Annotated in this window: 21 protein-coding genes and 1 pseudogene; 7 read left to right on the forward strand and 15 right to left on the reverse strand. The window is 70.7% G+C overall.

Annotated elements, in window-relative coordinates; all coding sequences use genetic code 11:
* Positions 1-48: 48 nt before the first annotated feature.
* On the forward strand, positions 49-1032 hold the full coding sequence (locus tag ACQP2Y_RS39570) for an LLM class F420-dependent oxidoreductase (RefSeq protein ID WP_433721480.1): 984 nt from the start codon (positions 49-51) through the stop codon (positions 1030-1032).
* 19 nt (positions 1033-1051) lie between these two features.
* Here the strand turns inward: ACQP2Y_RS39570 and ACQP2Y_RS39575 are convergent, their stop codons facing one another.
* On the reverse strand, positions 1052-1891 hold the full coding sequence (locus ACQP2Y_RS39575; RefSeq protein WP_433721481.1) for a GNAT family N-acetyltransferase: 840 nt from the start codon (positions 1889-1891) through the stop codon (positions 1052-1054).
* Positions 1892-2015: 124 nt separating this feature from the next.
* Between ACQP2Y_RS39575 and ACQP2Y_RS39580 the strand changes: the two genes are divergently transcribed.
* Positions 2016-2633 carry a PadR family transcriptional regulator gene (locus ACQP2Y_RS39580; RefSeq protein WP_433721482.1) on the forward strand — a complete coding sequence of 206 codons (618 nt, stop codon included), beginning with the start codon at positions 2016-2018 and terminating at the stop codon, positions 2631-2633.
* A 383-nt stretch (positions 2634-3016) separates the two neighbouring features.
* Here ACQP2Y_RS39580 and ACQP2Y_RS39585 read toward each other — a convergent pair whose 3' ends face one another.
* Positions 3017-3649 carry a class I SAM-dependent methyltransferase gene (locus ACQP2Y_RS39585; protein ID WP_433721483.1) on the reverse strand — a complete coding sequence of 211 codons (633 nt, stop codon included), beginning with the start codon at positions 3647-3649 and terminating at the stop codon, positions 3017-3019.
* 48 nt (positions 3650-3697) lie between these two features.
* On the opposite strand from ACQP2Y_RS39585, the gene ACQP2Y_RS39590 reads away from it, so the two are divergent.
* On the forward strand, positions 3698-4687 hold the full coding sequence (locus tag ACQP2Y_RS39590; RefSeq protein WP_433721484.1) for a helix-turn-helix domain-containing protein: 990 nt from the start codon (positions 3698-3700) through the stop codon (positions 4685-4687).
* A 27-nt stretch (positions 4688-4714) separates the two neighbouring features.
* Here the strand turns inward: ACQP2Y_RS39590 and ispG are convergent, their stop codons facing one another.
* From ispG to dxr, 3 genes are read right to left on the reverse strand one after another with little or no spacing between them, the layout of a single operon-like run.
* Positions 4715-5887, reverse strand: coding sequence for a flavodoxin-dependent (E)-4-hydroxy-3-methylbut-2-enyl-diphosphate synthase (gene ispG / locus ACQP2Y_RS39595; protein WP_433721485.1), 1173 nt, complete (start codon positions 5885-5887; stop codon positions 4715-4717).
* Positions 5888-5897: 10 nt separating this feature from the next.
* Positions 5898-7154: a M50 family metallopeptidase gene (locus tag ACQP2Y_RS39600; RefSeq protein ID WP_433721486.1), complete on the reverse strand. Its 1257-nt coding sequence runs from the start codon at positions 7152-7154 to the stop codon at positions 5898-5900.
* Entirely contained in the window at positions 7154-8365 is a 1212-nt protein-coding gene (gene dxr / locus ACQP2Y_RS39605) for a 1-deoxy-D-xylulose-5-phosphate reductoisomerase (RefSeq protein ID WP_433721487.1), read from the reverse strand. Before dxr ends, ACQP2Y_RS39600 begins: the two co-directional genes overlap by 1 nt.
* A 64-nt stretch (positions 8366-8429) precedes the next feature.
* Between dxr and ACQP2Y_RS39610 the strand changes: the two are divergent.
* A pseudogene (locus ACQP2Y_RS39610) lies at positions 8430-9245 on the forward strand (YhjD/YihY/BrkB family envelope integrity protein); the annotation flags it as partial.
* Here the strand turns inward: ACQP2Y_RS39610 and ACQP2Y_RS39615 are convergent.
* Positions 9241-11394 (reverse strand): MMPL family transporter, encoded by a 2154-nt coding sequence (locus ACQP2Y_RS39615; RefSeq protein WP_433721488.1) that lies wholly within the window; start codon positions 11392-11394, stop codon positions 9241-9243. The pseudogene ACQP2Y_RS39610 and the gene ACQP2Y_RS39615 sit on opposite strands and share 5 nt — an antisense overlap.
* Before the next feature lie 107 nt (positions 11395-11501).
* On the opposite strand from ACQP2Y_RS39615, the gene ACQP2Y_RS39620 reads away from it, so the two are divergent.
* Positions 11502-12170, forward strand: coding sequence for a TetR/AcrR family transcriptional regulator (locus ACQP2Y_RS39620; protein ID WP_433721489.1), 669 nt, complete (start codon positions 11502-11504; stop codon positions 12168-12170).
* Positions 12171-12181: 11 nt separating this feature from the next.
* Entirely contained in the window at positions 12182-13777 is a 1596-nt protein-coding gene (locus ACQP2Y_RS39625) for a phytoene desaturase family protein (RefSeq protein WP_433721490.1), read from the forward strand.
* Here ACQP2Y_RS39625 and ACQP2Y_RS39630 read toward each other — a convergent pair.
* Together ACQP2Y_RS39630 and ACQP2Y_RS39635 are read right to left on the reverse strand one after the other, a co-directional pair.
* Entirely contained in the window at positions 13758-14063 is a 306-nt protein-coding gene (locus ACQP2Y_RS39630; RefSeq protein WP_433721491.1) for an STAS domain-containing protein, read from the reverse strand. The two genes, ACQP2Y_RS39625 and ACQP2Y_RS39630, sit on opposite strands and share 20 nt — an antisense overlap.
* A gap of 107 nt (positions 14064-14170) precedes the next feature.
* A complete protein-coding gene (locus tag ACQP2Y_RS39635) occupies positions 14171-15733 on the reverse strand; it encodes a Rieske 2Fe-2S domain-containing protein (RefSeq protein ID WP_433732240.1) in 1563 nt (520 codons plus the stop codon).
* Positions 15734-15865: 132 nt separating this feature from the next.
* Here ACQP2Y_RS39635 and ACQP2Y_RS39640 point away from each other — a divergent pair, with 132 nt between their 5' ends.
* The gene (locus ACQP2Y_RS39640) at positions 15866-16099 is read left to right on the forward strand and encodes a DUF2631 domain-containing protein (protein WP_433721492.1); all 234 of its coding nucleotides are present in this window, start codon (positions 15866-15868) and stop codon (positions 16097-16099) included.
* 60 nt (positions 16100-16159) lie between these two features.
* Here the strand turns inward: ACQP2Y_RS39640 and ACQP2Y_RS39645 are convergent, their stop codons facing one another.
* The 7 genes from ACQP2Y_RS39645 to rpsB all read right to left on the reverse strand — a co-directional run bounded on the left by ACQP2Y_RS39645 (position 16160) and on the right by rpsB (position 23019).
* Entirely contained in the window at positions 16160-17215 is a 1056-nt protein-coding gene (locus ACQP2Y_RS39645; protein ID WP_433721493.1) for a DivIVA domain-containing protein, read from the reverse strand.
* Between the two features lie 40 nt (positions 17216-17255).
* A complete protein-coding gene (gene rlmN, locus ACQP2Y_RS39650) occupies positions 17256-18434 on the reverse strand; it encodes a 23S rRNA (adenine(2503)-C(2))-methyltransferase RlmN (RefSeq protein WP_433721494.1) in 1179 nt (392 codons plus the stop codon).
* Between the two features lie 34 nt (positions 18435-18468).
* Complete coding sequence (locus tag ACQP2Y_RS39655) at positions 18469-19620, reverse strand: phosphatidate cytidylyltransferase (protein ID WP_433721495.1); 1152 nt, start codon at positions 19618-19620, stop codon at positions 18469-18471.
* The gene (gene frr, locus ACQP2Y_RS39660) at positions 19620-20177 is read right to left on the reverse strand and encodes a ribosome recycling factor (RefSeq protein ID WP_360549888.1); all 558 of its coding nucleotides are present in this window, start codon (positions 20175-20177) and stop codon (positions 19620-19622) included. Before frr ends, ACQP2Y_RS39655 begins: the two co-directional genes overlap by 1 nt.
* Before the next feature lie 70 nt (positions 20178-20247).
* Positions 20248-20982: a UMP kinase gene (gene pyrH / locus ACQP2Y_RS39665; protein ID WP_433732242.1), complete on the reverse strand. Its 735-nt coding sequence runs from the start codon at positions 20980-20982 to the stop codon at positions 20248-20250.
* A gap of 133 nt (positions 20983-21115) precedes the next feature.
* Positions 21116-21946: a translation elongation factor Ts gene (gene tsf / locus ACQP2Y_RS39670; RefSeq protein WP_433721496.1), complete on the reverse strand. Its 831-nt coding sequence runs from the start codon at positions 21944-21946 to the stop codon at positions 21116-21118.
* 80 nt (positions 21947-22026) lie between these two features.
* Positions 22027-23019, reverse strand: coding sequence for a 30S ribosomal protein S2 (gene rpsB / locus ACQP2Y_RS39675; RefSeq protein ID WP_433721497.1), 993 nt, complete (start codon positions 23017-23019; stop codon positions 22027-22029).
* Positions 23020-23286 lie beyond the last annotated feature (267 nt).

The following is a 23286-nucleotide window of genomic DNA, read 5'->3' on the forward strand; positions in this document are numbered from 1 at the left end:
GAAGTGACAGTGGTGGACCTCACCTCGCTCACAGGGCAGGATCGGGACATGCCGACGCGATGGGGAATGACCGTACCGCTGGGCGGGATGCCGCTGGCCGAGCACGCCGCGGTGTTCGCGGCCCTGGCCGACGCGGGTTTCACCGACTTCTGGTCGTCCGAGGTGGCCGGCACCGACGCCTTCACCCCGCTGACGCTGGCCGCCGCCTGGCAGCCGCAGGCCCGGCTCGGCACGGCGATCACCCCGGTCTTCACCCGCGGCCCGGCCCTGCTCGCGATGACGGCCGCCGCGCTGGCCGAGGCCGCGCCGGGCCGGTTCCAGCTCGGCATCGGCGCCTCGTCCCCCGTTGTCGTCGGCGACTGGAACGCGGCCGACTTCACCAAGCCGTTCGCCCGCAGCCGGGACATGCTGGAGTTCCTGCGCGCGGCGCTGGCCGGCGAGGTGGTCGACCGCGAGTTCGAGACCTTCCGGGTACGCCGTTTCAAGCTCGAGCGCCCGCCCGCGACCCCGCCGGCGGTGCTGCTCGCCGCCCTGCGTCCCGGCATGCTCCGGCTGGCCGCGTCCGCCGCCGACGGCGTGATCCTCAACTGGCTGGCGGCCACCGACGTGCCGCGGGCGCTGGCCGAGGCCAAGTCCGACCGGCCGGACTTCGACGTGGTGGCGCGCATCTTCGTGTGTCCGACCGAGGACGCGACCTACGCCCGTACGGTCGGCCGCCGGATGATCGCGGCCTACCTGACCGTCCCGGCGTACGCGGAGTTCCACCGCTGGCTCGGCCGCGAGCCCGCCCTGGCTCCGATGTGGACGGCGTGGGCGGCGGGCGACCGCAAGGGCGCGCTGGCAGCGATCCCGGACGAGGTGGTGGACGAGCTGATCGTGCACGGCTCACCGGCGCAGTGCCGCGAGCACGTGGCGCGTTACGCGGCGGCCGGCGTCGACGTCCCGGTGATGGCCCTGGTGCCCACGCCGGAGCTGCAGCAGGGCGGCGCGGCGGCCCTGGGCGAGCTCATCGCGGGGCTGGGCCGGCCTTAGAAACGGGGCTGGGCCGGCCTTAGAAGAGGACGGTGGCGAAGCTGCCGTTCGGCACGAAGCCGCAGCGCGCGTAGACCCGGCGGGCGGGCGCGTTGTAGTCGTTGACATACAGGCTCACGGTGGGCGCCACCCGGCGCAGCGCGTCGCGTAGCACCGCCGCCATGGCTCCCGCGGCCATGCCGTGCCCCCGGAACTCCGGGTCGACCCAGACTCCCTGCACCTGTGTGGTGCGCCGGGTGACGATGGCCAGCTCGGCCTTGAACACGACCCGGTCGCCGACGAACCGCGCGTAGGCCCGCTTCGAGCGCACCAGCTCGGAGATCCGCCGCTTGTAGCCGCGCCCGCCGTCGTCGACCAGCGGCGAGACACCGACCTCCTCGGTGTACATCGCCACCGCGGCCGGGAAGAGCTGGTCCACTTCGCCGGGCTGCACCAGGCGCACCTCGGGGTCGGGTGCGATCGGCGCCTCCCGGTCGGCGACCAGCAGCGGCTGGTGCGGCCGCACGTCGCGGGCCGGACCCCAGTGCCCGCCGAGGCGTTCCCAGAGGTCGAGCACGGCGTCGGCCCGCCCGATGATCGACGAGCAGATGCGCGGCTCGGCGCCGAGCAGGTCGGCGTAGGCGGCCACGGCGGCCGGCGTCGTGCACACCGGCACGAGGTGGGCCCCGGACCAGCAGAGCGATTCGATGCGGCGGCCCGTGCCGTACCCGTAGACCCGGCCGTCGGAGCGCCACCAGTTGAGCCCATGCGCCGCCACACGCTCGGCGATCTGGGCGCCGGCGTACGGGTCTTGGTCGAGGATCCGCTCGACCGTCGCCCGCTCGGACTCGCCGAGCTGGCGGATGGGCACCGTCAACACAGCTACCAGATTGCCAGATGGCCGGCCGGATACACCCGCGCCGCCCCCTCCGATCGGAGAAACCCTTGCGTCTGACATGTTGCCGATATATCGTCTAACTATCGACAACAGATCGGAGAAGGTCATGCGACACCACCACATGCACGAGGGACACGGCCACCCCGGCAGCCTGCGCGAGGGCCTCATGCGCGGCTTCGGCTTCCCGCCCGGATTCCCGTTCGGCCAGGGCGGCCCGGGCTTCGGCGGCCCCGGCGGCGGCTTCGGCCCCGGCGGACCAGGCGGACGCGGCCATCGCCGCGGCGGCCGCGGCAGCCGGCCCAACGTGCGACCGGCCCTGCTGGCGCTGCTGCTCGAACGGCCCATGCACGGCTACGAGATGATCCAGGAGCTGGAGAGCCGCACCGGCGGCATCTGGCGCCCGAGCCCCGGCTCGGTCTACCCGACCCTGCAGCTGCTCGAGGACGAAGGCCTCATCGAGGCCGAGGCAGCCGGCGGCCGCAAGCGCTTCACCCTGACGGATGCGGGCCGCGAAGAGGCCACCGTCGCGGCGGAGAACCCGCCGTGGGCCCAGTTCAGCAACGACACCATGTCGCAGGTCCAGGACTTCCGCGACGCGGCGATCGGCATCATGGACGCGCTGCGCCAGGTGGGCTTCAACGGCACCCCGGAACAGCGCGACAAGGCCCTGGAAGTCCTGAACGAAACCAAGCGCAAGCTCTACGCGATCCTCGCCGACGAGTGAGCAGCCGGGGCGCATCCACTTTGGTGGGTGCGCCCCGTTCACTTTTTCCGCTACGGCCACTTCTTTTCCGCTACGGCGCGTAGCAGCCCACAACCGCAACACCGTCGTCCACCCGCACACAAGGGAGCCAGGGAAATCTCCGGCTGATCACCCGCCGCCGGGCTGAGAGCGGTGGTCATCCCGGCGCCGGCCCGGGCGCGATGGGTCGACGCCGGCTGTGACTGACGGCCCTCGCGGCTGCAAGCCCTCGAGACTGCCGGCCGTCACGGCTGCCAAGCCGGGACTGCCGGGCGGGACTGCCAGCCGTCGCGGCTGCCAAGCCGGGACTGCCGGGCGGCTGGCTCCCGTCTGCTGGCCGGCCGGACGACCGGTCGGCTGCCGTTCTATTTTTCGGCGCGGTAGAAGGCGTAGGCGCCGAAGCGGGCTTTGTCCCGGCCGTTCTCCGTGACACCCGTCAGGCCTGCCTCTTCCATTGCGGCCAGCACGCGTTCGGGAACGCTCGTCGCTACCAGTGGGTGGCGGTGGGTTCTTCCGCTGCGGCCCGTCCGCCCTGTTGGTGTGCCGTCGATGTCGATCACGTGGAACTCGCCGCCCGGGCGCAGGACGCGCCGAACTTCGCCCAGTGCCCGCCCGCGTTCCTCGTCGTCGAGGTGGTGCAGCATGAACGAGGACAGGACGCGGTCGAAGCTCGCGTCGGGCAGGGGCAGATTGCCGGCGAACGCTTGCTCGTACCGGATCGGCAGTTTGCGCCGCGCTGCCTTGCGCCGGGCCCGGCGCAGTGCGGCCGGGTCCGGGTCGATGCCCACGGCCTCGATGTCGGGCGCCCGCCGCCCGAGGGCCGTCAGCAGGTTGCCCGTGCCGCAGCCGATCTCCAGCACCCGCTGGCCGGGCCGGAGGTCCGCGCGGTCGAGCAGCTGTCCGTGGATGCGGCCGACCCGGGCCAGCCGGGTGAACGGGTCGTAGAGGGGCAGCAGCCAGTGTTTGCCCATGGCGGGCAGATAGTGCTGGTCGGTCATGTCGCGCTCCTGTCGAGTCCGACGAAGTTAGGTCGTACTCTCAGCCTCATGCGGGGTACAGAAAGGGACAACGGCCGATCCGTGGCCGCGATGCGACGATCTTCGGTGCCGCTGCGGGGGCGGGCCCGGCGGGTGGGCGCGACCGGGCAGGGTGTTCCGGTCATCGCCTTCGGCCACGTTCCCGGGGTCGCCCCGATCGCGATCACCCGTCTCCCCGAGGATCCGGCGGCCGGCAACCCACCCGCGGGCGCGCACACCCACGACTTCCTGGTGCTCTTCTACGCGCACCGGGCCGCCGGGACGATCGTGATCGACGAACGGGCGTGGCCGGTGACCGACGGCGACCTGTTCTTCGTCGCTCCCGGGCAGGTCGTTTCCTTCACCGGCCCGCACGAGGAGGTCGCCAGCGACGGCTGGGTGGTCTGGTTTCCCGCCGACGTGATCCGTCCCGGTACGCCCGGCGCCTACTCATCGTGGCGGTCGCACCCACTGCTGTTCCCGTTCGCCCGCGGGATCGACCGCGCGCAGCGCCTCCAGGTTGCCGCCGCCGACCGGGACGGCTGGATGTCCCGTTTCGCCGTGCTCGAAGTCGAGCTGCGGGCCCGGCGCGACGGCTACCAGGAAGCCGCGCTCGCCCACCTGACGTTGATGCTGGTCGCCGCGTCCCGGTTGTCCACCGACGTCGCCGGACAGCTGCGTTCGTCCGACGAGCCACTGCTCGCGGCCGTCTTCGAGGTCATCGAGCGGCGTTTCCACGAGCCCATCTCGCTGACCGATGTCGCCGCCGAACTGGCCCTGACCACCGGTCATCTCACCACGGTGGTACGCCGCAAGACCGGCCGTACGGTGCAGCAGTGGATCGCGCAGCGGCGGATGCAGCAAGCCCGCGTATTGCTGAGCGGGACCGATCTGACGGTGGCGGCGATCAGCCACCGGGTCGGGTATCCCGATGTCAGTTACTTCATCAAGCGGTTCCGCGCCGAGCACCAGGTGACGCCGGCGCAGTGGCGGCACGCCGACCGGCCCGGCCCACGCTGAGGTGGCCCGGGCCGGACGACGGAATGCTCAGTGGACGGTGACGGTGGGGCCGGGCAGCAGCTCGCGGAGCTCGTCCGGGAGCTCGGCGCCCATCTGGTCGGCCAGCCGCAGGGCCTCCTCGACCAGCGTCTCCACGATGATCGACTCGGGCACCGTCTTGACGACCTGGCCCTTGACGAAGATCTGGCCCTTGCCGTTGCCCGACGCGACCCCGAGGTCGGCCTCGCGGGCCTCACCGGGACCGTTCACGACGCAGCCCATGACCGCCACCCGCAGCGGCACCGGGAAGCCCTCGAGCGCCGCGGTCACCTGCTCGGCCAGCGTGTAGACGTCCACCTGGGCGCGGCCGCAGGACGGGCAGGAGACGATCTCCAGGCCGCGCTCGCGCAGGCCCAGCGCCTCCAGGATGCCCTGGCCGACCTTGATCTCCTCGACCGGCGGGGCCGACAGCGACACCCGGATGGTGTCGCCGATGCCCTCGGCCAGCAGTGCGCCGAACGCCACGGCGCTCTTGATCGTGCCCTGGAACGCCGGGCCGGCCTCGGTGACACCGAGGTGCAGCGGGTAGTCGCACTGCTCCGCGAGCTGGCGGTACGCGCGGATCATCACCACCGGGTCGTTGTGCTTGACCGAGATCTTGATGTCGCGGAAGCCGTGCTCCTCGAACAACGAGCATTCCCACAGCGCCGACTCGACCAGCGCCTCGGCGGTGGCCTTGCCGTACTTCTGCATGATCCGCTTGTCCAGCGAGCCCGCGTTCACGCCGATCCGGATCGGCACCCGGGCGTCGCCCGCGGCCTTGGCGATCTCCTTGACCTTGTCGTCGAACTGGCGGATGTTGCCGGGGTTGACCCGGACCGCGGCGCAGCCGGCGTCGATCGCGGCGAAGACGTACCGCGGCTGGAAGTGGATGTCGGCGATGACCGGGATCTGCGACTTCTTGGCGATGGCCGGCAGCGCCTCGACGTCGTCCTGCGACGGCACGGCGACCCGGACGATCTGGCAGCCCGAGGCGGTGAGCTCGGCGATCTGCTGCAGGGTCGCGTTGACGTCGGCGGTCAGCGTGGTCGTCATCGACTGCACGCTCACCGGCGCGCCCCCGCCGACCGGCACGTTGCCGACCATGATCTGGCGGCTCTGCCGGCGGGGGGCCAGCGGCGGCGGCGGTACGGCCGGCATACCGAGACTGACAGCGGTCATGTGCGCACTCTCACTTAGAGAAGATGGTAATCGGGTTGATCACGTCGGCCGTGGCGGTGAGCAGCGTGAACGCCCCACCGATCAGGATGACGGCATAGGTCAGCGGCATCAGCTTGAAGTAGTCGACGCGGCCTGGGTCGGGCTTGTGCAGCTTGCCGTAGACCCATGAGCGGGCCCGCTCGTACCAGGCGATGGCGATGTGGCCACCGTCGAGGGGCAGCAGTGGCAGCAGGTTGAAGATGCCGATGAAGACGTTCAGCGAGATGAAGATCAGCAGGAAGATCTCGGGCACGCCGCGCTCGATCGCCTCGCCGCCCAGCCGGCTGGCGCCGATGACGCTGATCGGGGTGTTCGGGTCCCGTTCGTCGCCGGTGATCGAGTTCCACAGCGCCGGGATCTTCTCGGGGATCCGCTTCATCGCCACGAACGAGCCCTCGACCAGGCTCCAGTCGTAACGCAGGCTGGCCGGGACGGCGTCGAGCGGGCCGTAGGTGATCGTGCCGGGGATGTTGATGCTCTGGCCGATGCCGACCACCGAGACCTCGGTGACCTTGCCCTCCGGGTCGTCCAGCGGCGGGCGCTGCGCGGCGATCATGGTGACCGTGGCCGTGCCGGGCCGGCCGTCGCGGGTGTATTCGAAGACCGTGGGGCCGGGCTTGCTGCTGCGGATGGCGTCCGTGAGCTGGCCGTAGCTGGTGATCGGGGTGTTGCCGACCTTGGTGATGACGTCGCCCGTCTTGAGCCCGGCAGCGGCGGCCGGGCCGGCAACATCAGTGCCCGCGCCGACCTTGCACTCGTTCGCGCTGAGCACGATCGGCACGCAGTCGGCCACCGTGATCTGGGCCGGCAGGGCGACCTGCTGCTGGACGGTCTGCGGCACGTCGGGGTTGGGCAGGCCGACGAAGACGGCGGCGCACCAGGCGGCGACGATCGCGAGGGCGAAATGGGTGAGGGAGCCGGCCGACATGACGACCGTGCGCTTCCACACCGGGAAGCGCCACATGGCCCGCGGCTGGTCCTGCTCCGAGACGTCGTCGTCCTGCGGCGTCATCCCGACGATCTTGCAGAAGCCGCCGAGCGGGATGGCCTTGAGGCCGTACTCCGTCTCGCCGCGGCGGAACGAGAAGATGGTCGGGCCGAAGCCGACGAAGTACTGGGTGACCTTCATCCCGTAGCGCTTCGCCGTGATCATGTGGCCCAGCTCGTGCAGGCTCACCGAGATCAAAATAGCCAGCGCGAAGGCCGCCGTCCCCAACCAGTACAGCATCAGGCTCCTTCAGCCGCCGTAGCGATCATCCGCTGGGCCTGGGCACGCGCCCAGGCCTCCGCGGTCAGCACGTCCTCGACGGTACCCGGCTCGTCGAAATCGGGTGCCGCCGCGAGCACCGCCTCGAGGGTGTCGACGATGCCCAGAAAAGGTAGCCGACCGGACACGAACGCGGCCACACACTCCTCGTTCGCAGCGTTGTAGATGGCCGGCCGGCACCGGCCCGCCGTACCGGCGGCCTTGGCCAGCCGGACGGCCGGGAACGCCTCGTCGTCCAGCGGGCGCAGCTCCCAGTTGTGCGCCAGCGTCCAGTCGACGGCCGCCGCGGCGTCCGGCACCCGTTCCGGCCAGGCCAGCGCGAGCGCGATCGGCAGCCGCATGTCCGGCGGGCTGGCCTGGGCCAGCGTGGAGCCGTCGCCGAACTCCACCAGCGAGTGCAGCACCGACTGCGGGTGCACCATCACCTCGATGGCGTCGTACGGCACGTCGAACAGCTCGTGCGCCTCGATCACCTCGAGGCCCTTGTTGACCATGGTCGCGGAGTTGATCGTCACGACCGGGCCCATGTCCCACGTCGGATGCTTGAGCGCTTCCTCGGGTGTGACATTCGTCAGCTCCGCACGCCGTCGGTCCCGGAACGCGCCCCCGCTGGCGGTCAGGATCAGCCGCCGGACCTCGGCGGCCGATCCGCCGCGCAGGCACTGGGCCAGCGCGGAGTGCTCCGAGTCGACCGGCACGATCTGCCCCGGCCGCGTCACCGCGGCCTTGACCAGCGGGCCGCCGGCGACGAGCGACTCCTTGTTGGCGAGCGCGAGGGTACGGCCACAGCGCAGCGCGGCCAGCGTCGGCGGCAGCCCGAGACTGCCCACGACCCCGTTGAGCACCACGTCACAGGGCCACTGGGCCAGCTCGGCCATCGCGTCCGGCCCGGCGACGATCTTCGGCAGTTTGAAGTCGCCGGTGGCCCAGCCGCGCTTCTGAGCCTCGGCGTAGAAGGCGAGCTGGAGGTCCTGCACGACGCTGGAGCGGGCCACGCCCACCACGTCGACGGCGAGCTCCAGGGCCTGCGCGGCCAGCACCTCGACGTTGCCACCGCCGGCGCCGAGCGCGACCACCCGGAACCGGTCCGGGTTGCGCCGGACGATGTCGATGGCCTGAGTGCCGATGGATCCGGTCGAGCCGAGCAGTACCAACTCACGCATGAGGTTCATCTTCCCCTGCCGGGTCCAGGCGCCGGCGGGTGGATCGTAGCGCCGCACTGGGTATGGGTGAGCCATGAGATCCCGGGTGGCGGACGTGCGCCGAAAACTGTCGGCGCCGTTCCGGCTGCTCCGTGGGCGTGACCTCGCCCTGTACTCGGCTGCGGTGACTTTCTACGCCGGGATCGCCGTGGTGCCGGTGGCGCTGCTGGCGATCTGGATCACCGGTCTGATCGCCGGCGCCGACCGGGTCCGCCGGCTCACCGGGCACACGATCGAAGCGCTGCCCGATGCCATCGGGGCGCCCCGCGCGCTCGCCGCGCTGATCGAGGCCGGTCTGCACCTGACACCGATGCTCGCCGTGGCCAGCCTGCTGCCCGCCACCCTGTACGGCGAGGGCCTGCGCCGCGCCTTCGTGTCCCTGCGCGAGCCGGGCGAGGCCCTGGTCGGCTGGCGCGGCCGGATCCTGTGGCTGCCGCTGCTGGCCGCCTCCCCCGCCCTGCTGCTGGCGCTGTTCCTGGCCCTGCCGGTGACCAGCGGTCTCTGGGTCCGCGGCGGCTGGTACGCGGTCGCCGGCGTGGTCCTGTCTTTCTTCGCCGCCTGGCTGGTCCTGACCCCGGTGGTGATCTGGGTCTACCGCGGGGTGGCCCCGGGCCGCCCGGAGTGGCTGGCCACGACGCTGGTCGGCTCCTTCACCGCGGCCAACCTGTCCGGCTTCCTGCACGGCTTCGTGCTCTTCTGCTCGCTGCCGCTGGACCTGGGGGTGCCGTTCGGCGGCTTCACCGAGATCGGTGGCGTGGTCGCCGTCGGGCTCTGGCTCTACCTCTTCCACGTCATCCTGCTGGCCGGCTTCGCCGCGACCCAGAGCGCCAGCGCCTTCCAGCGGGCTAGACGGGTGCGGGCCGGCGATCCGGCTCCGGCGCAGCCGGCGGGTTCGGCGGAGCCGGGGTCTCGTGGATCCCGTAGCGGCCGTAGAAGCGGCTCAGCGGACCCGGTGCCCACCAGTTCCAGCGGCCCAGCAGCCGCATCGTCGCCGGGACCAGCAGCGCCCGGACCAGTGTCGCGTCCACGATGATGGCCACGATCATGCCGATGCCGATGGTCTTGATGACGGTCACCCCGCCGGTGGCGAAGCCGGCCACCACGGTGATCAGCAGCACCGCGGCGGCCGTGATGATGCCGCCGGTGTGCTGGAGCCCGGAGGCGACGGCCGTGGTGTTGTCGCCGCTCGCGTCCCACTCCTCGCGCACCCGGGAGAGCAGGAACACCTCGTAGTCGGTGGCCAGGCCGAAGAGCACGGCGAGCACCAGGATCATGTTGCTGGGCTCGATGAAGCCGGTGGACTCGAAGCGCAGCAGCCCCTCGAGGTGCCCGTCCTGGAAGATCCAGACGACCACGCCGAAGGACGCGCCGATCGAGACCAGGTTCATCAGCACCGCCTTGATCGGCAGCAGCACCGAGCCGAAGGCCAGGAAGAGCAGCAGCATCGTGGCCACCGCCATGATCAGGGCCATCCACGGCAGCCCGGCGGCGAGGCTCTCCAGCAGGTCGAGGTCGATCGCGGGCCGGCCGCCGACGAGCACCTCGGCGCCGGCGGGCGCGGGCAGCTCCCGGATCCCCGAGACGATCTCGCGGGACCCGGCGCGGGGCAGCTCACCCCGGTAGGTCACTGTGATCAGGGACGAGGCGCCGCGCTCGGCGGTGACGGTGGCGGCGGTGACGTCGGGCAGCGCGGCGATCCGCTCGGCCAGCTCGGTGGCGGGTGCTCCGCTCACCAGTACGGTGATCGGATCCTCGCCGCCGCCCGGGAAGCCACTGTCGAGCCGTTCGCCGACGATCCGGGCCGAGGTGCCAGGAGGCAGCACGCGCTCGTCGAAGCCGCCGAACTCCACCCGCAGGAACGGTGCCGCGAAGGCGGTCAGCACGACCAGGACGCCGACGACGTACAGCACCGGGCGGCGCATCACGCTGTGCGCGATGCGGGCCCAGCCGGCACCCGGGTGGGCGCTGCGCGGCAGCGGGATGCGCAACTTGTCGATGCGGTGGCCGAGCAGGGCCAGCGCCGCGGGCAGCACGGTCAGCGCGGCGAGCATCGCGATCAGCACGGCGGCCATGCCGCCGATGGCCAGGCCGCCCAGGAAGGGCTGCGGGAAGATCAGCAAGCTGGACAGCGCCAGCACGATCGTGAGGCCCGAGACCGCGACGGTACGGCCGGCAGTCGCCACAGTCGTCCGGATGGCGGCACTGACGTCCTGCCCGTTCGCCAGCTCCTCGCGGAAGCGGCTCACCACGAACAGCGAGTAGTCCACGGCCATGCCCAGCCCGAGCAGCGTGATGACGTTGATCGCGAAGACCGAGATGTCGGTCAGGTAGGTCAGCAGCCGCACCGCGACGAACGCCCCGAGAATCGCGATACCCCCGATGACCAGCGGTGACAGCGCCGCGATCAACCCTCGGAAGATCAGGACGAGCAGGATGAACAGGATCGGCAGCGAGAAGATCTCGGCCCGGGTGATGTCCTCCTTGGTCTGCGTGTTGGCCTGGTCGGTGAAGGCGACCACCCCGCCCACCTGCGTGGTCAGGCCGGGCGCGGCGAAGGCCGGCTCGATCCGGTGGTACGCGTCAGCCTGGCCGTCCTCGTCGGTGGCCCGCAGGTAGACCGCCGCGTAGGTGGATCGCCGGTCGGTGCTGACCAGAGCCGGTGGCGCGTTCTCGTCGGTGTACGCAGCCACCTGGGCGACGTCCGCTTCGGCCCGGATCCTCCCGACCGCCTCGCTCACCGCCGTCCGGAAGGCCGGGTCGCTGACGGTGCCGGTGGGGCTGGACCAGAGCACGAGCAGGTCGGGATCACGCTGCCCGAGCTGCTCGGCGATGCCCGCGGCTGCCCTGTTCGACTGACTGTTCGGGTCGTCGTAGCCACCGCCGGTGAGCGACCCGAAGACGCCGGCACCCCAGGTCGCACCCACCACGACCAGCGCGAACGCGGCGGCGATGACCCACCAGCGCAGCCGGACGACCGCCCTGCCCCACCAGCCGAACATGTGTCTGCCTCCCGCACGGCCCGTTAGAGTCGCTTCAGATCTTGGCCATTCCAGTGAACGCCGTTTACCCTCGCAAACACCGTTCAGCCTCGTCAACGGAGCACCCTATGACGACCACCACGCCCGGCCGCCGCGAACGGCTGCGCGCGGAAACCGTCACCGAGATCAAGCACGCCGCCCGCCGACTGCTCGTCGCCGGTGGCCCGTCCGCCATCTCGCTGCGCGCCATCGCCCGCGACCTCGGCATGACCGCCCCCGCCCTGTACCGGTACTTCGCCAGCCTTGATGCCCTGATTCTGGCCATCGTCACCGATCTGTTCGAGGACCTCCGAGCCGCGGTCGCCGACGCCGCCCTGGCCCACAGCGACGAGGAGCCACTGGTCCGCGTCGGGCACATGGCCCGGGCCTTCCGCCGCTGGTCCCTCGACCGGCCGGCCGAGTTCGCGCTGATGTTCGGCAGCCCGATCAACGACGCCGGGGCCCGGTTCGGGGAGACGTTCTTCACGGTGCTGGGTGAGCACTACGCCCGGCACCCGTTCGGCGGCGAGGCGCCCGACCTGCCCGACCCGGCGTTGCGCGAGCTGTTCAAGCCGTACCTGGACACCTTCGGTGACCGTTTCCCGCTGCCCGTGATCTACCTCTTCGTGGCCGCCTGGACCCGGTTGTACGGCATCGTCGCGATGGAGGTTTTCGGCCATCTCAGGTGGGCCATGACGGACGTGGAGCCACTTTTCGAGGTCGAGTTGGCCCGGACCGTCAGCCGATTGGCGCGCTAGGCTCCGCTGCCATGAGCTCTCTGCCCGAACGCGCGGACGTGGTGATCATCGGGGCCGGCCACAACGGCCTGGTCTCCGCCGTGCTGCTGGCCCGCGCCGGACTGGACGTCGTGGTGCTCGAGGCCGCCGACGTGCTCGGCGGGGCCACCCGCACCGAACGGCCGTTCCCGCGGGTGCCCGGCCTGGGCCAGTCCACCGGCTCGTACCTGCTCGGGCTGATGCCGCCGGAGCTGCTGCGCACGCTCGACGTGGACATCCCGGTGCTGCGCCGCGACCCGCACTACTTCCTGCCCACCCCGGGCGGCCCCGGCTCGCCGTACCTGTTGTTCGGCACGGACCGCGAGGCGACCCGGGCGCAGATGCAACGGTTCTTCTCGCCCCGCGACGTGGCCGCCGACGAGGCGATGCAGGTGGAGATCGCCGCCCTGCGGGCCGACCTGGCGCCGGCCTGGCTGCGCGAGCCCGGCACCGTCGAGGAGGTCGCCGACCGGCACATCCGCCCCCAGCTGCAGAGCACGTTCATCGACCTGGTCCGCGGCTCGGTCGTCGACTACCTGTCCCGGTTCGGCTTCAAGAGCGAACTGCTGATGAGCATGTACGCGGTGACCGACGGCCTGTCCGGGCTGAACGCCGGCCCCGACGACCCGGGCACCGGCCACAACTTCCTGGTGCACAACATGTGCCGGCTGCCGGGCTCGGACGGCACGTGGATGATCGCGGCGGGCGGGATGGGCACGGTCTCGCGCACGTTCGCCGACGCCGCCCGCGCCGCCGGTGCGTCGATCTTCACGAGCACCCCGGTCGCCGAGGTGACGGTCTCCCAGGGCGCCGCCGCGGGCGTGGTCCTGGCCGACGGTCGGGCGATCTCGTCCCGGGTGGTGCTGGGCTCCTGTGACCCGTACAGGTTGATGAGCCTGGTCCCGGAGGGTGCGCTGCCCACCGCCCTGACCGACCGGATGGCGGCGGTCCGCCGCCCCGGCACGACCCTGAAGGTCAACCTCGCGCTCAGCGGGCTGCCGCGCTTCTCCTGCCTGCCCGAGGACGCGGCGTCGCCGTTCGGCTCGACGATCCACCTGCTGCCGGGCTCGGCGGGCCTGGCCGGCCTGGCCGAGACGGACTCGCCGATGGCCGCGCTGCGCGCGATGTGGGCGGACGTGCAGGCCGGCCGGCTGCCGGCGGAACCGACCATCGAGTGGTACCTGCACACGACCGTCGACCCGTCGCTGCAGGACGAGGCGGGCCACCACTCGTCGGCCCTGTTCGTCCAGTCGGTGCCGTACGAGCTGGCGTCGTCCTCGTGGGACGCGGAGCTGCCCGGCTACGTCGAGCGCCTGCTGGCCATCGTCGACCGCTACGCACCGGGCACGTCGGAACTGGTGGCGGACACGATGCCGCTGACCCCGCCGGGCATCGAGAAGCACTTCGGCATCACCGGCGGGCACATCCACCACGTCGACAACACGGTGGCCTTCGACGAGCGCATGCCGTACGCCACCGGGCTGGACGGCCTCTACGCCGGCTCAGCGGGCGCGCACCCGGCCGGCAGTGTGATCGGCGCCGCCGGTCACAACGCCGCCCGGCGCATCCTCACTGACCTGGGTCGCTGACCGCCGCACCGCCGCCGGGGGCGAGCAGCGGCATGAGCCCGGTCATCTCCAGCACCTTCAGCGGCGTCTGGTGGGCCCGGACGAGATGGAGCTCCCGGCCGGCCTCGCGGGCGGCGTTGAAGACCCGGACCAGGACGTTGATCGCGGACGAGTCCAGGAACTCCACCGCGTCGAGATCGATCTGCACGCACGAGATGCCGGGACGCGCCACTTCGGCCAGCAGGATCTCGGCCAGCTCGTCCTCCGCGCTCATGTCGACTTCGCCGGACAGGGTGACGAGGGACATTTCGCCCTGCCGGCTGACACGGTAAGCCCAGATGTCGTCCATGGGTCCCTCCCGGAGCGCTCTGACGATCAATGCCAGAGATAAGAGCGCTCCGGGACGGCCCGGCGTTACTCCGCTCGCGCGGCCGGCTCGGCAGCCGTCTTCTCAGCGCGGATCTTGTGGCCGACGCTGGTGAGGCACTTGCCCGTCGGCAGGTCGAACTTCCAGCCGTGCAACTGGCAGGTCAGCACGTTGCCGTCGACGATGCCGAAGCGGCTCAGGTCCGCCTTCAGGTGCGGGCAACGGCGCTGCACCGTCCAGCCGCCCAGCTCGGTGTCCTCGGCGTCGACCGACTTCTCGTGCTCGTCGTACCAGCCCTCGGCGTACTGCAGGCGCTCCTCGGACAGGCACTTGAAGAACGCGTAGACGAACTCGTTGTACTGGCCGATCCGGGCCGCCGAGAAGCGGCAGGACAGGAACAGCGAGTTCACCCAGTCGCCCTCGTCGATGAAGATCAGGTGCTCGATCAGCTCGCGCTGGGTCTTGAACCGGTAGCGGACCTTCTCGTCGGCGTACGGCCGGACCTGCTTGCCCGGGAAGTCGACCACGATCGACTCGATCGACTCGCCGTCGTAGTCGAGCAGGTCGAAGCGGACCGGGCCGCCGACGCCCTTGGCCAGGTAGATCGACTCCTCGAGCAGCGGCTCGATGCGCTTCTTGAGCTCGCCCAGCACGTCGATCTCGGGGTGCCGCCAGGACGCCTTCTCCGCGGCGATGATCGGCGCCTTACGCTCGCGCATCTCCTCGAGGTGGGCCTTCTTGTTGGCGAAGAACTCGTCCACGTCGGTGGGGTGCGTGGTCTCGATCGAGCTGGTGGTGAGCTCGGACACGCTGCCCGGCAGCAGCACGACGCCGTTGGTGCCGCCGACCTTGGCGTACTCGCTCATGAAGACCGACTGGTCCGGGAAGATGTTGCCTTCGTCACCGTGGATGTCGTTGAACTGCCACAGCTCGTCGTCCAGGAAGCACGGCGGGCCGGCGATCGGGAAGACGTGGTCGGCCTTCAGGTCGTCGATGTAGCGCCAGGTGCGGTCGAACTGCCGGTCACGCTTCTGCTTGCCGAACGCCGTCTTGGCCGCCTGCGGCAGCTCGTAGACCATCGGATACCAGATCGCGCCGGAGAACTGCAGCATGTGCGCGTGCACGTGGCCCAGCTCGGCGAAGGTGGACAGGTCCGTCGGGCGGGCGTCGTTCTGGTTGAGCACCCGGACGCCGTCGTGCTCGAGCCACAGCGACGAGTCGCCGATCGGGCCGTCGGTGGGGCTGATCAGCGCCTGGATCATGACCTTGAGGCCGCCGTCGAGCTCGTGCACCTCGTTGCTCTTGGTCTTGAAGAAGCTGGTGAAGCCGAGCGCACGCAGCTCGTCCTCGAGCTGGCTGGTCGGATACTCCGGCAGCAGCACCGTGGCCTTCTTGCTGATGAAGCGCTTCAGGTGCTCGGCGTCGAAGTGGTCGCGGTGCAGGTGCGAGACGTACAGGTAGTCGACGTCGCCGAGGCTCTCCCAGTCGAGCTGGGAGTTGTCCGGGAACGGGAACCACGACGCGAAATACGCCGGGTTGACCCACGGGTCGCACAGAATGCTGCCCGCGGCCGTGTCGATCCGCATGCTCGCGTGGCCAGTGCCCGTGATCCGCACCGTTCAGCTCCCTCGGTTCACCCATGTCCGACGGCATCGAAGGTACCGCCGGGTTGCCCGGATGCCCGCATCGGCCCCGTGTCAGACTGGACGGCAGATGTGTCCGTGCCTGAGGAGGAACCGAAAGTGGCAGCCGAGAACGAGCCGGTTTACGCGCCCGACCAGCTCAAGCCGGGCAATCGCAAGGGCGCTCAGCGCGGCGCGATCGGCGCGGCCGCCGTCCTGCTGCTCTACCTGTGGGGCAACCACGAGGGCAACACCGAGAACATCTGGATCATCGGCACCGCGGTCGGGCTGATCGCCATCGTGGTCATCGACATCGTGCTGCGCCGCAACGGCCTGCGGCCGAACGACCAGTAACCCCCCGCAAACAGCAAGGCCCGCGTCCCCGGCCGGGGAGCGGGCCTTTGCCGTACGTGCTCAGCGGTGGCGCAGCAGGATGTCCTTGACCTCGCGCAGGGCCGCGTCGACCTCGGCCTCGAAGTAGCCACCCGGAACCAGCCCGAACTGCAGCGTGTCGAGCTCGTTCTCGGGGACAGGCATCGGGCCGCGGCCGGTCATGGCCTGCAGGATGCTCTCGAACAGCCGGTCCACCTGCACCGGGTCGTAACCGCTGCCGAACCGGCGCGGCTGGAACGTGCGGCGCAGCTGGTCCACCCGGTAGAGCTCGGGGCTGCCACCGGGGCCGCCGCCCGTCGGCGGGCCACCCATCGGCGGGCCACCCATGGGCGGGCCGCTCATCGGGGGCGCGCTCATCGGCGACGGGCCGCCGAAGCCGCCACGGTCCCGGTCGGGCATGCGGATCTCGGCCGTCATGTCGGTCTTGCCGTGCCGGCCCGGCTCGAAGCCGTCGTAGCTGCCCGTGTCGTAGCCGGCCGGAGCCGGGGGGCGCTGCTGTTGCTGCGGCTGACCGTACCCGGGCTCCTCGTAGCGGCCGTACGGGTCCGGAGCGGGCATCTGGGGGCGCTGCGGGAGCTGCTGCGGCTGCATCCGGTCCTCGCGGCCGTACGGGTCCTCGCGGGCGTACTGGTTCTCGCGGGCGTACTGGTCGTCGCGGCTGAACTGGTCCTCGCGCGCGTACTGGCGGTCGTCGCGTACCGGTGCGGGCAGCCGCTCGGTCGGCGGGGCCGACCGGCCCAGCGCCTGGCTCATCCGGTCGCCCGGCATGCCGCCGCGCATCGGCTCCGGCTGCATCCGGTCCGGGGTCATCCGGGGGTCGGCGGAACGCCCGCCGCGGTCCTCGAACTCGGCGAGCTGCCGCTCCACCCGGTCCAGGTGCAGGTCCACCTGCCACTCGTCGTAGCCGCCGAAGCGCACGCGGAAGACGACGTCGTGCACCTCCTGGGCACCGACGGGCGCGCCGGACTGCTCACCGGCCAGGGTCGCCTCGACCCGGTCCAGGAAAGCGTCGACCTCGTCGACCTTGTAACCGCGGCGCAGAGCGCGCCGCCGGAAACGCTGTCCCTGACTCGTCACAACGTCTCCCAAATCAGCGTCCGCAGGGAACTGAGCCCCGTCATCGTGCCACCTCCGCGTCGGCGACGGCGCCCCCAGCGTCCACCACCGTCAGCTCACTTGCGGCCAATTGGCCGCATGCACCGTCGATCTCCCGCCCCCGGGTGTCTCGGACCGTGGTCGCCACGCCCGCGTCGCGCAGCCGGCGGACGAACTCCCGCTCGACCGGCTTGGGGCTGGCGTCCCACTTGCTGCCCGGCGTCGGGTTGAGCGGGATGAGATTCACATGCGCCAGCTTGCCGTGCAGCAGCCGGCCAAGCAGGTCGGCACGCCAGGGTTGATCGTTTACGTCCCTGATCAGGGCGTATTCGATGGAGATCCGACGACCGGTCTGCGCCGCGTAGTCGAACGCGGCATCGAGCACCTCGGCCACCTTCCAACGCTGGTTGACGGGCACAAGCTCATCGCGCAGATCATCATCGGGGGCGTGCAGGGACAGCGCAAGAGTCACGGACAACCCTTCGGCGATGAATCGCCGCATTGCGGGCACGAGGCCCACGGTGGAGACGGTGATGTGCCGTTGTGAGAGACCCAGGCCCTCCGGGGCCGGAGCCACCAGCCGGCGCACGGCCTCGATCACCCGCGGGTAGTTGGCCAGCGGCTCACCCATGCCCATGAACACGACCCGGGACAGCCGCGGCGGCGACCCGGTGACCGCGCCGGAGGCGGCGACGCCGGCGAGATAGACGACCTGGTCGACGATCTCCGCGACGGAGAGGTTGCGGGTCAAGCCGGCCTGGCCGGTGGCGCAGAACGGGCAGGCCATGCCGCAACCGGCCTGGCTGGACACGCACGCGGTGATCCGGTCGGGATAGCCCATCAGGACGCTCTCGACCATCGCGTTGTCGTGCAGCTTCCACAGCGTCTTGCGAGTGGCGCCGTCGTCGCAGGCCAGCTCGCGCTGCGGGGTGAGCAGCATCGGCAGCAGGTCTTCGGTGAGCTTGGCGCGCGACGCGGCGGGCAGGTCGGTCATCGCGGCGGGGTCACGCACCAGCCGCCCGAAGTAGTGGGTGGAGAGCTGCTGGGCACGGAACGCGGGCTCGCCGAGCTCGGTGACGGCGGCGCGACGGCCGGCCAGGTCAAGGTCGGCGAGGTGGCGCGGCGGCATCGCGGGGCGACGGCGGGTGACCACCGCGTCGGGGGTGTCGGGGCTGGTCGGGATGACCGGAAGAATCGTCATGGCGTATCCAGTCTCCCACGTCGGGCGCACATGCCTACCCCGGCGGCGCGATGAGCCAGAGCAGCAGGAAAGCCGTCGGCACCGCGAAGAGGATCGAGTCGAGCCGGTCCATCAGGCCGCCGTGACCCGGCAGCAGGTTGCTCATGTCCTTGATGCCGATGTCGCGCTTGAGCATCGACTCCGCCAGATCGCCCAGCACGGCGACCACCGAGAGCACGGCACCGAACAGCAGACCCCAGTAGAAGGGGACATCGAGCAGGAAGTACGCCAGCGCGGAGCTGCCGACAGCCGACGCGACGACCGAGCCGGCGAAGCCCTCCCAGGACTTCTTGGGGCTGATCGTGGGGGCCATCGGGCGCTTGCCGAAGAAGACGCCGGCCGCGTAACCGCCGGTGTCCGACAGCACCACCGCGAGCAGGGTGATGAGCACCCGGTAGTCGCCGTCGTCGGGCTTGGCGAGCAGCACGCCGAAGCTGAGCAGGAACGGCACGTAGACGGCGATCAGCGCGGTGGCGGCGAAATCCTTGCCGAGACCCTTGGGGCCGTCGGCCAGCCGCCACAGCAGTGTGGCCAGGACGGTGACCACCAGGCCGAGGATCAGCGCGTCCGTGCTGCCGTACCAGGCCAGGCCGGTCATCAGCACGCCACCGGTGACCAGCGGGATCAGCGGCGGCCGGGCGCCGGTGACCTTGAGCGCCCGGACCATCTCCCAGATGCCCAGGCCGGCGGCCAGCGCGATGACCCCGAGGAAGGCCTGCTTCCAGACGAACAGGGAGGCCAGGACGACCAGGATCATGCTGATCCCGACCGCTATGGCGGCGGGCAGGTTGCGGCCCGCGCGGCCGGCCGGCTTCACCGGTGGCTTGCCGGCACGCCCGGCCCGGCGCCGGCCCGGTCCACGGGATCCCTCCGCTTCGGTCGCGGTCAGCTCCCACTCGGCCTGGGACGTCGAGGTGGCGGCCACCGGCGGATCCCAGTGCGGGGCGACCGGCTCGGGGCCGGGCGTGAAGGCGTTCCACACCGGGCCGGTCTCGGCCGCCTCCTGGGCGGCCTGGCGGCGATGCGCGGCGTACGGGTCGGGCTCCTCCGCGGGCACGTCGAGGCCGTACGGGGCCGGGACGTCGGGTTGCCCGGACGCCCGGCCACCGGAAGGGGTCTGCCCACCGCGGGGCTCGAGGTACGACATCAGACCTCGAGCAGCTCTGCTTCCTTGTTCTTGACCAGCTCGTCGACCACCGCGACATAGCGGTGCGTGACGTCGTCGAGCTCCTTCTCGGCGCGGCGGCCGTCGTCCTCGCCGGCCTCGCCGTCCTTGACCAGGCGGTCGAGCTGCTCCTTGGCCTTGCGGCGCACGTTGCGGATCGCCACGCGCCCCTCCTCGGCCTTGGTGCGCGCCACCTTGATCATCTCGCGGCGGCGTTCCTCGGTCATCTGCGGCAGGTTGATCCGCAGCTGCGTACCCTCGTTGTTGGGGTTGACCCCCAGGTCCGAGTCGCGGATCGCGCGCTCGATCGGGCCCAGCTGGGACGCGTCGTACGGCTTGACGATCACCATGCGCGGCTCCGGCACACCGACCGACGCCATCTGGGTGATCGGGGTGAGGGCGCCGTAGTAGTCGACGACGATCTTGGAGAACATCGCCGGCGTGGCACGGCCCGTACGGATCGCGGCGAACTCCTCCTTGGCGTGCTCGACCGCGCTCTCCATCTTCTCTTCGGCCTCGAAGAGGGTCTCGTCGATCACCGCTCCGTCGCCTCCTTGTTCCTCGTGGTCGTTCCTCGTGGTCGTTGCGAAAGTGTGCGGTACGCGCGGATCACGTGGTGATCAGGGTGCCGATCTTCTCGCCGCTCACAGCCCGGACGATAGTGTCGTCGCCCTGGGCGCCGAAGACGAGCATCGGCAGGCCGTTCTCCTCGCACAGGCTGAACGCGGCCTGGTCGGCGACGCGCAGGCCCTGCTGGAGCACGCTGGCGAAGGTGATGTGGTCGATCTTGCGGGCGTCCGGGTCGGTCCGCGGGTCGGCGGTGTAGACCCCGTCGACGCCGTTCTTGCTCATCAGCACGAGGTCGGCGTGGATCTCCAGCGCGCGCTGGGCGGTGACCGTGTCCGTGGAGAAGTACGGCATGCCGGCGCCGGCGCCGAAGATGACGACGCGGCCCTTCTCGAGGTGCCGGATGGCGCGCAGCGGGATGTACGGCTCCGCGACCTGGGCCATCGTGATCGCGGTCTGCACCCGCGTCTCGATGCCCTCCTTCTCGAGGAAGTCCTGCAGGGCCAGGCAGTTCATGACCGTGCCGAGCATGCCCATGTAGTCGGCCCGGTTGCGGTCCATGCCGCGCTTCTGCAGCTCGGCGCCGCGGAAGAAGTTGCCGCCACCGACGACGACCGCGATCTGCACGCCGCGGCGGGTGGCCGTGGCGATCTGCCGGGCGATGCCCTGCACGACGTCGGGGTCGACACCCACCGCGCCGCCGCCGAAGACCTCACCGGAGAGCTTCAGCACGACCCGCCGGGGCCGCTCGGCCCGGGGCGCCGTGACCTCGTCCATCACGACAGCCTGCTCGGTCACCATCGTCATGCCGGTCCGCCCTTTCCTTCGCTGACTCCGAGACCCTATGTGACGGGGAGGCCGGGCGCTTGTCTCGCGTCCCGGCCTCCCGCGCAGTGCGCTGGTGCCTGGATTACTCCTGGCCGACCTCGAACCGGACGAAGCGGGTGACTTCGATCCCGGAATCGGCGGTGACCTGCTTGACGGTCTTCTTGTTGTCGGTGACCGACGGCTGCTCCAGCAGGACGAAGTCCTTGAAGAACGAGTTCACCCGGCCCTCGACGATCTTGGGCAGCGCCTGCTCGGGCTTGCCCTCCTCGCGCGCGGTCTGCTCGGCGATGCGACGCTCCGACTCGACGGTCTCGGCGGGCACCTCCTCGCGGGTGAGGAACTTCGGCCGCATGGCGGCGATCTGCATGCCGACCGCGCGGGCGTCGTCGACGCCGGCCTCGTCGGACTTGCCGGTGTACTCCACCAGCACGCCGACCTGCGGCGGCAGGTCCTGCGCCTTGCGGTGCAGGTAGACCGCGACGTTGCCGTCGAGGACGGCGAAGCGGTTGAGCACGATCTTCTCGCCGATCTTGGCGGAGAAGTCCTGGATCACGTCGGCCACGGCGCGGCCGTCGGCCAGCGTGGAGGCCAGCAGCGCGGCGGCGTCGGCCAGCTTGGCCTGCTCGCCGTGCTCGACCAGGGTCTGACCCAGCGCGACGAAGTCGGCGGTCTTGGCGACGAAGTCGGTCTCGCAGTTGAGCTCGAGCAGCGCCTTGCCGGAGTGCGCCACGATGCCGTTGGCGGCGGTCCGGCCGGCCCGCTTGCCGACGTCCTTGGCACCCTTGATGCGCAGGAACTCGACGGCCTGGTCGAAGTCACCGTCCGACTCGTCGAGCGCCTTCTTGCAGTCCATCATGCCGGCGCCGGTGAGGTCGCGGAGCTTCTTCACGTCCGCGGCGGTGTAGTTGGCCATGACTCTCTCTCGATGCTTGAGGTCCGGGATCTTCCGGGGGCCGGCCGCCGCGGGGCGGCGGCCGGCTTCCTTGAAGTTTGTTACTCCGCGGTGGCGGCGACCTTCTGAGGGGCGTCCGGTACGGCGTCGACGGCCGGGGTGGCGTCGTTGCCCGCAACGGCGGGGGCAGCCTCGCCGGCGGCCGGCGCAGCTTCTCCGGTGACCGGCGCAGCTTCTCCGGTGACCGGGGCGGCTTCTCCGGCGGCCGGCGCAGCGGCGGTCTCGGTGTCAGCGGCCTTCTTGTCGGCGCCCTCGTAGAGGTCACGCTCCCACTCGGGCAGCGGCTCACCGGCGGCGACGGTGCCCGGCTCGGGCTTGTCGTCGGCGTTGCCGCGGTTGCGGCCGGAGCGCTTGATCAGACCGTCCGCGACGGCGGCGGCGATGACCTTGGTCAGCAGCTCGGCCGAGCGGATCGCGTCGTCGTTGCCCGGGATCGGGAAGTCGACCTCGTCCGGGTCGCAGTTGGTGTCCAGCACCGCGATGACCGGGATGCCCAGCTTGCGGGCCTCGTCGACGGCGATGTGCTCCTTCTTGGTGTCGACGACCCAGATCGCCGACGGCACCTTCGTCATGTCCCGCAGACCACCGAGGGTCTTGGTGAGCTTGGTCTGCTCACGGAACAGCTGAAGGGTCTCCTTCTTGGTGTAGCCGGCGGCGGTACCGGTGAGGTCGCCGATCGCCTCGAGCTCCTTCATGCGCTGGAGCCGCTTGTACACCGTCTGGAAGTTGGTCAGCATGCCACCGAGCCAGCGGTGGTTGACGTACGGCTGGCCCACGCGGGTCGCGTGCTCCGCGATCGCCTCCTGGGCCTGCTTCTTGGTGCCGACGAAGAGGATGTGGCCACCCTCGGCAACGGTGTCCCGGACGTACGCGTAGGCCTTCTCGATGTAGTCGAGGGTCTGGCGCAGGTCGATGATGTAGATGCCGTTGCGCTCCGTCATGATGAATCGCTTCATCTTCGGATTCCAGCGCCGGGTCTGGTGCCCGAAGTGGACACCGCTCTCCAGCAGCTGACGCATGGTCACGACGGCCATGGTGAATTGCTCCCTGCTATTCCCTGGTTGTCACGCTCACCGGCGGTGTGCGTCCTGGCGCCCGGTCGCCGGCCCAGGCGGGCCCGAAAGGAATCGGGACCAGGGAGGACCGTCGCTGACGGCTCATGACCCCTCGCCGGAAGGTGCAGCCGGTGAGTGATCAATCGTGGCTCGTGCAGAAGGCGCGCGAAGTCGACCGCACGGGGCGGTCGCCGTGGACAAGCATACGCCGTGGGCGACGCGGCCCGCTTCCGGGCGGACACCGCC

The organism is Actinoplanes sp. CA-051413 (genome assembly GCF_050955795.1).
Lineage (GTDB): Bacteria > Actinomycetota > Actinomycetes > Mycobacteriales > Micromonosporaceae > Actinoplanes.

Bases quoted from the DNA above. Each gene is read 5' to 3' on its own strand.
- ACQP2Y_RS39655 (WP_433721495.1), bottom strand. From the start codon at position 19,620: ATGTCGTACCTCGAGCCCCGCGGTGGGCAGACCCCTTCCGGTGGCCGG.
- ACQP2Y_RS39620 (WP_433721489.1), top strand. From the start codon at position 11,502: ATGACGACCACCACGCCCGGCCGCCGCGAACGGCTGCGCGCGGAAACC.
- ACQP2Y_RS39600 (WP_433721486.1), bottom strand. From the start codon at position 7,154: ATGCTGTACTGGTTGGGGACGGCGGCCTTCGCGCTGGCTATTTTGATC.
- ACQP2Y_RS39590 (WP_433721484.1), top strand. From the start codon at position 3,698: ATGCGGGGTACAGAAAGGGACAACGGCCGATCCGTGGCCGCGATGCGA.
- ACQP2Y_RS39625 (WP_433721490.1), top strand. From the start codon at position 12,182: ATGAGCTCTCTGCCCGAACGCGCGGACGTGGTGATCATCGGGGCCGGC.
- ispG (WP_433721485.1), bottom strand. From the start codon at position 5,887: ATGACCGCTGTCAGTCTCGGTATGCCGGCCGTACCGCCGCCGCCGCTG.
- ACQP2Y_RS39615 (WP_433721488.1), bottom strand. From the start codon at position 11,394: ATGTTCGGCTGGTGGGGCAGGGCGGTCGTCCGGCTGCGCTGGTGGGTC.
- rlmN (WP_433721494.1), bottom strand. From the start codon at position 18,434: ATGACGATTCTTCCGGTCATCCCGACCAGCCCCGACACCCCCGACGCG.
- tsf (WP_433721496.1), bottom strand. From the start codon at position 21,946: ATGGCCAACTACACCGCCGCGGACGTGAAGAAGCTCCGCGACCTCACC.
- rpsB (WP_433721497.1), bottom strand. From the start codon at position 23,019: ATGGCCGTCGTGACCATGCGTCAGCTGCTGGAGAGCGGTGTCCACTTC.
- pyrH (WP_433732242.1), bottom strand. From the start codon at position 20,982: ATGGACGAGGTCACGGCGCCCCGGGCCGAGCGGCCCCGGCGGGTCGTG.
- ACQP2Y_RS39585 (WP_433721483.1), bottom strand. From the start codon at position 3,649: ATGACCGACCAGCACTATCTGCCCGCCATGGGCAAACACTGGCTGCTG.
- ACQP2Y_RS39580 (WP_433721482.1), top strand. From the start codon at position 2,016: ATGCGACACCACCACATGCACGAGGGACACGGCCACCCCGGCAGCCTG.
- ACQP2Y_RS39630 (WP_433721491.1), bottom strand. From the start codon at position 14,063: ATGTCCCTCGTCACCCTGTCCGGCGAAGTCGACATGAGCGCGGAGGAC.
- dxr (WP_433721487.1), bottom strand. From the start codon at position 8,365: ATGAACCTCATGCGTGAGTTGGTACTGCTCGGCTCGACCGGATCCATC.
- ACQP2Y_RS39570 (WP_433721480.1), top strand. From the start codon at position 49: ATGCCGACGCGATGGGGAATGACCGTACCGCTGGGCGGGATGCCGCTG.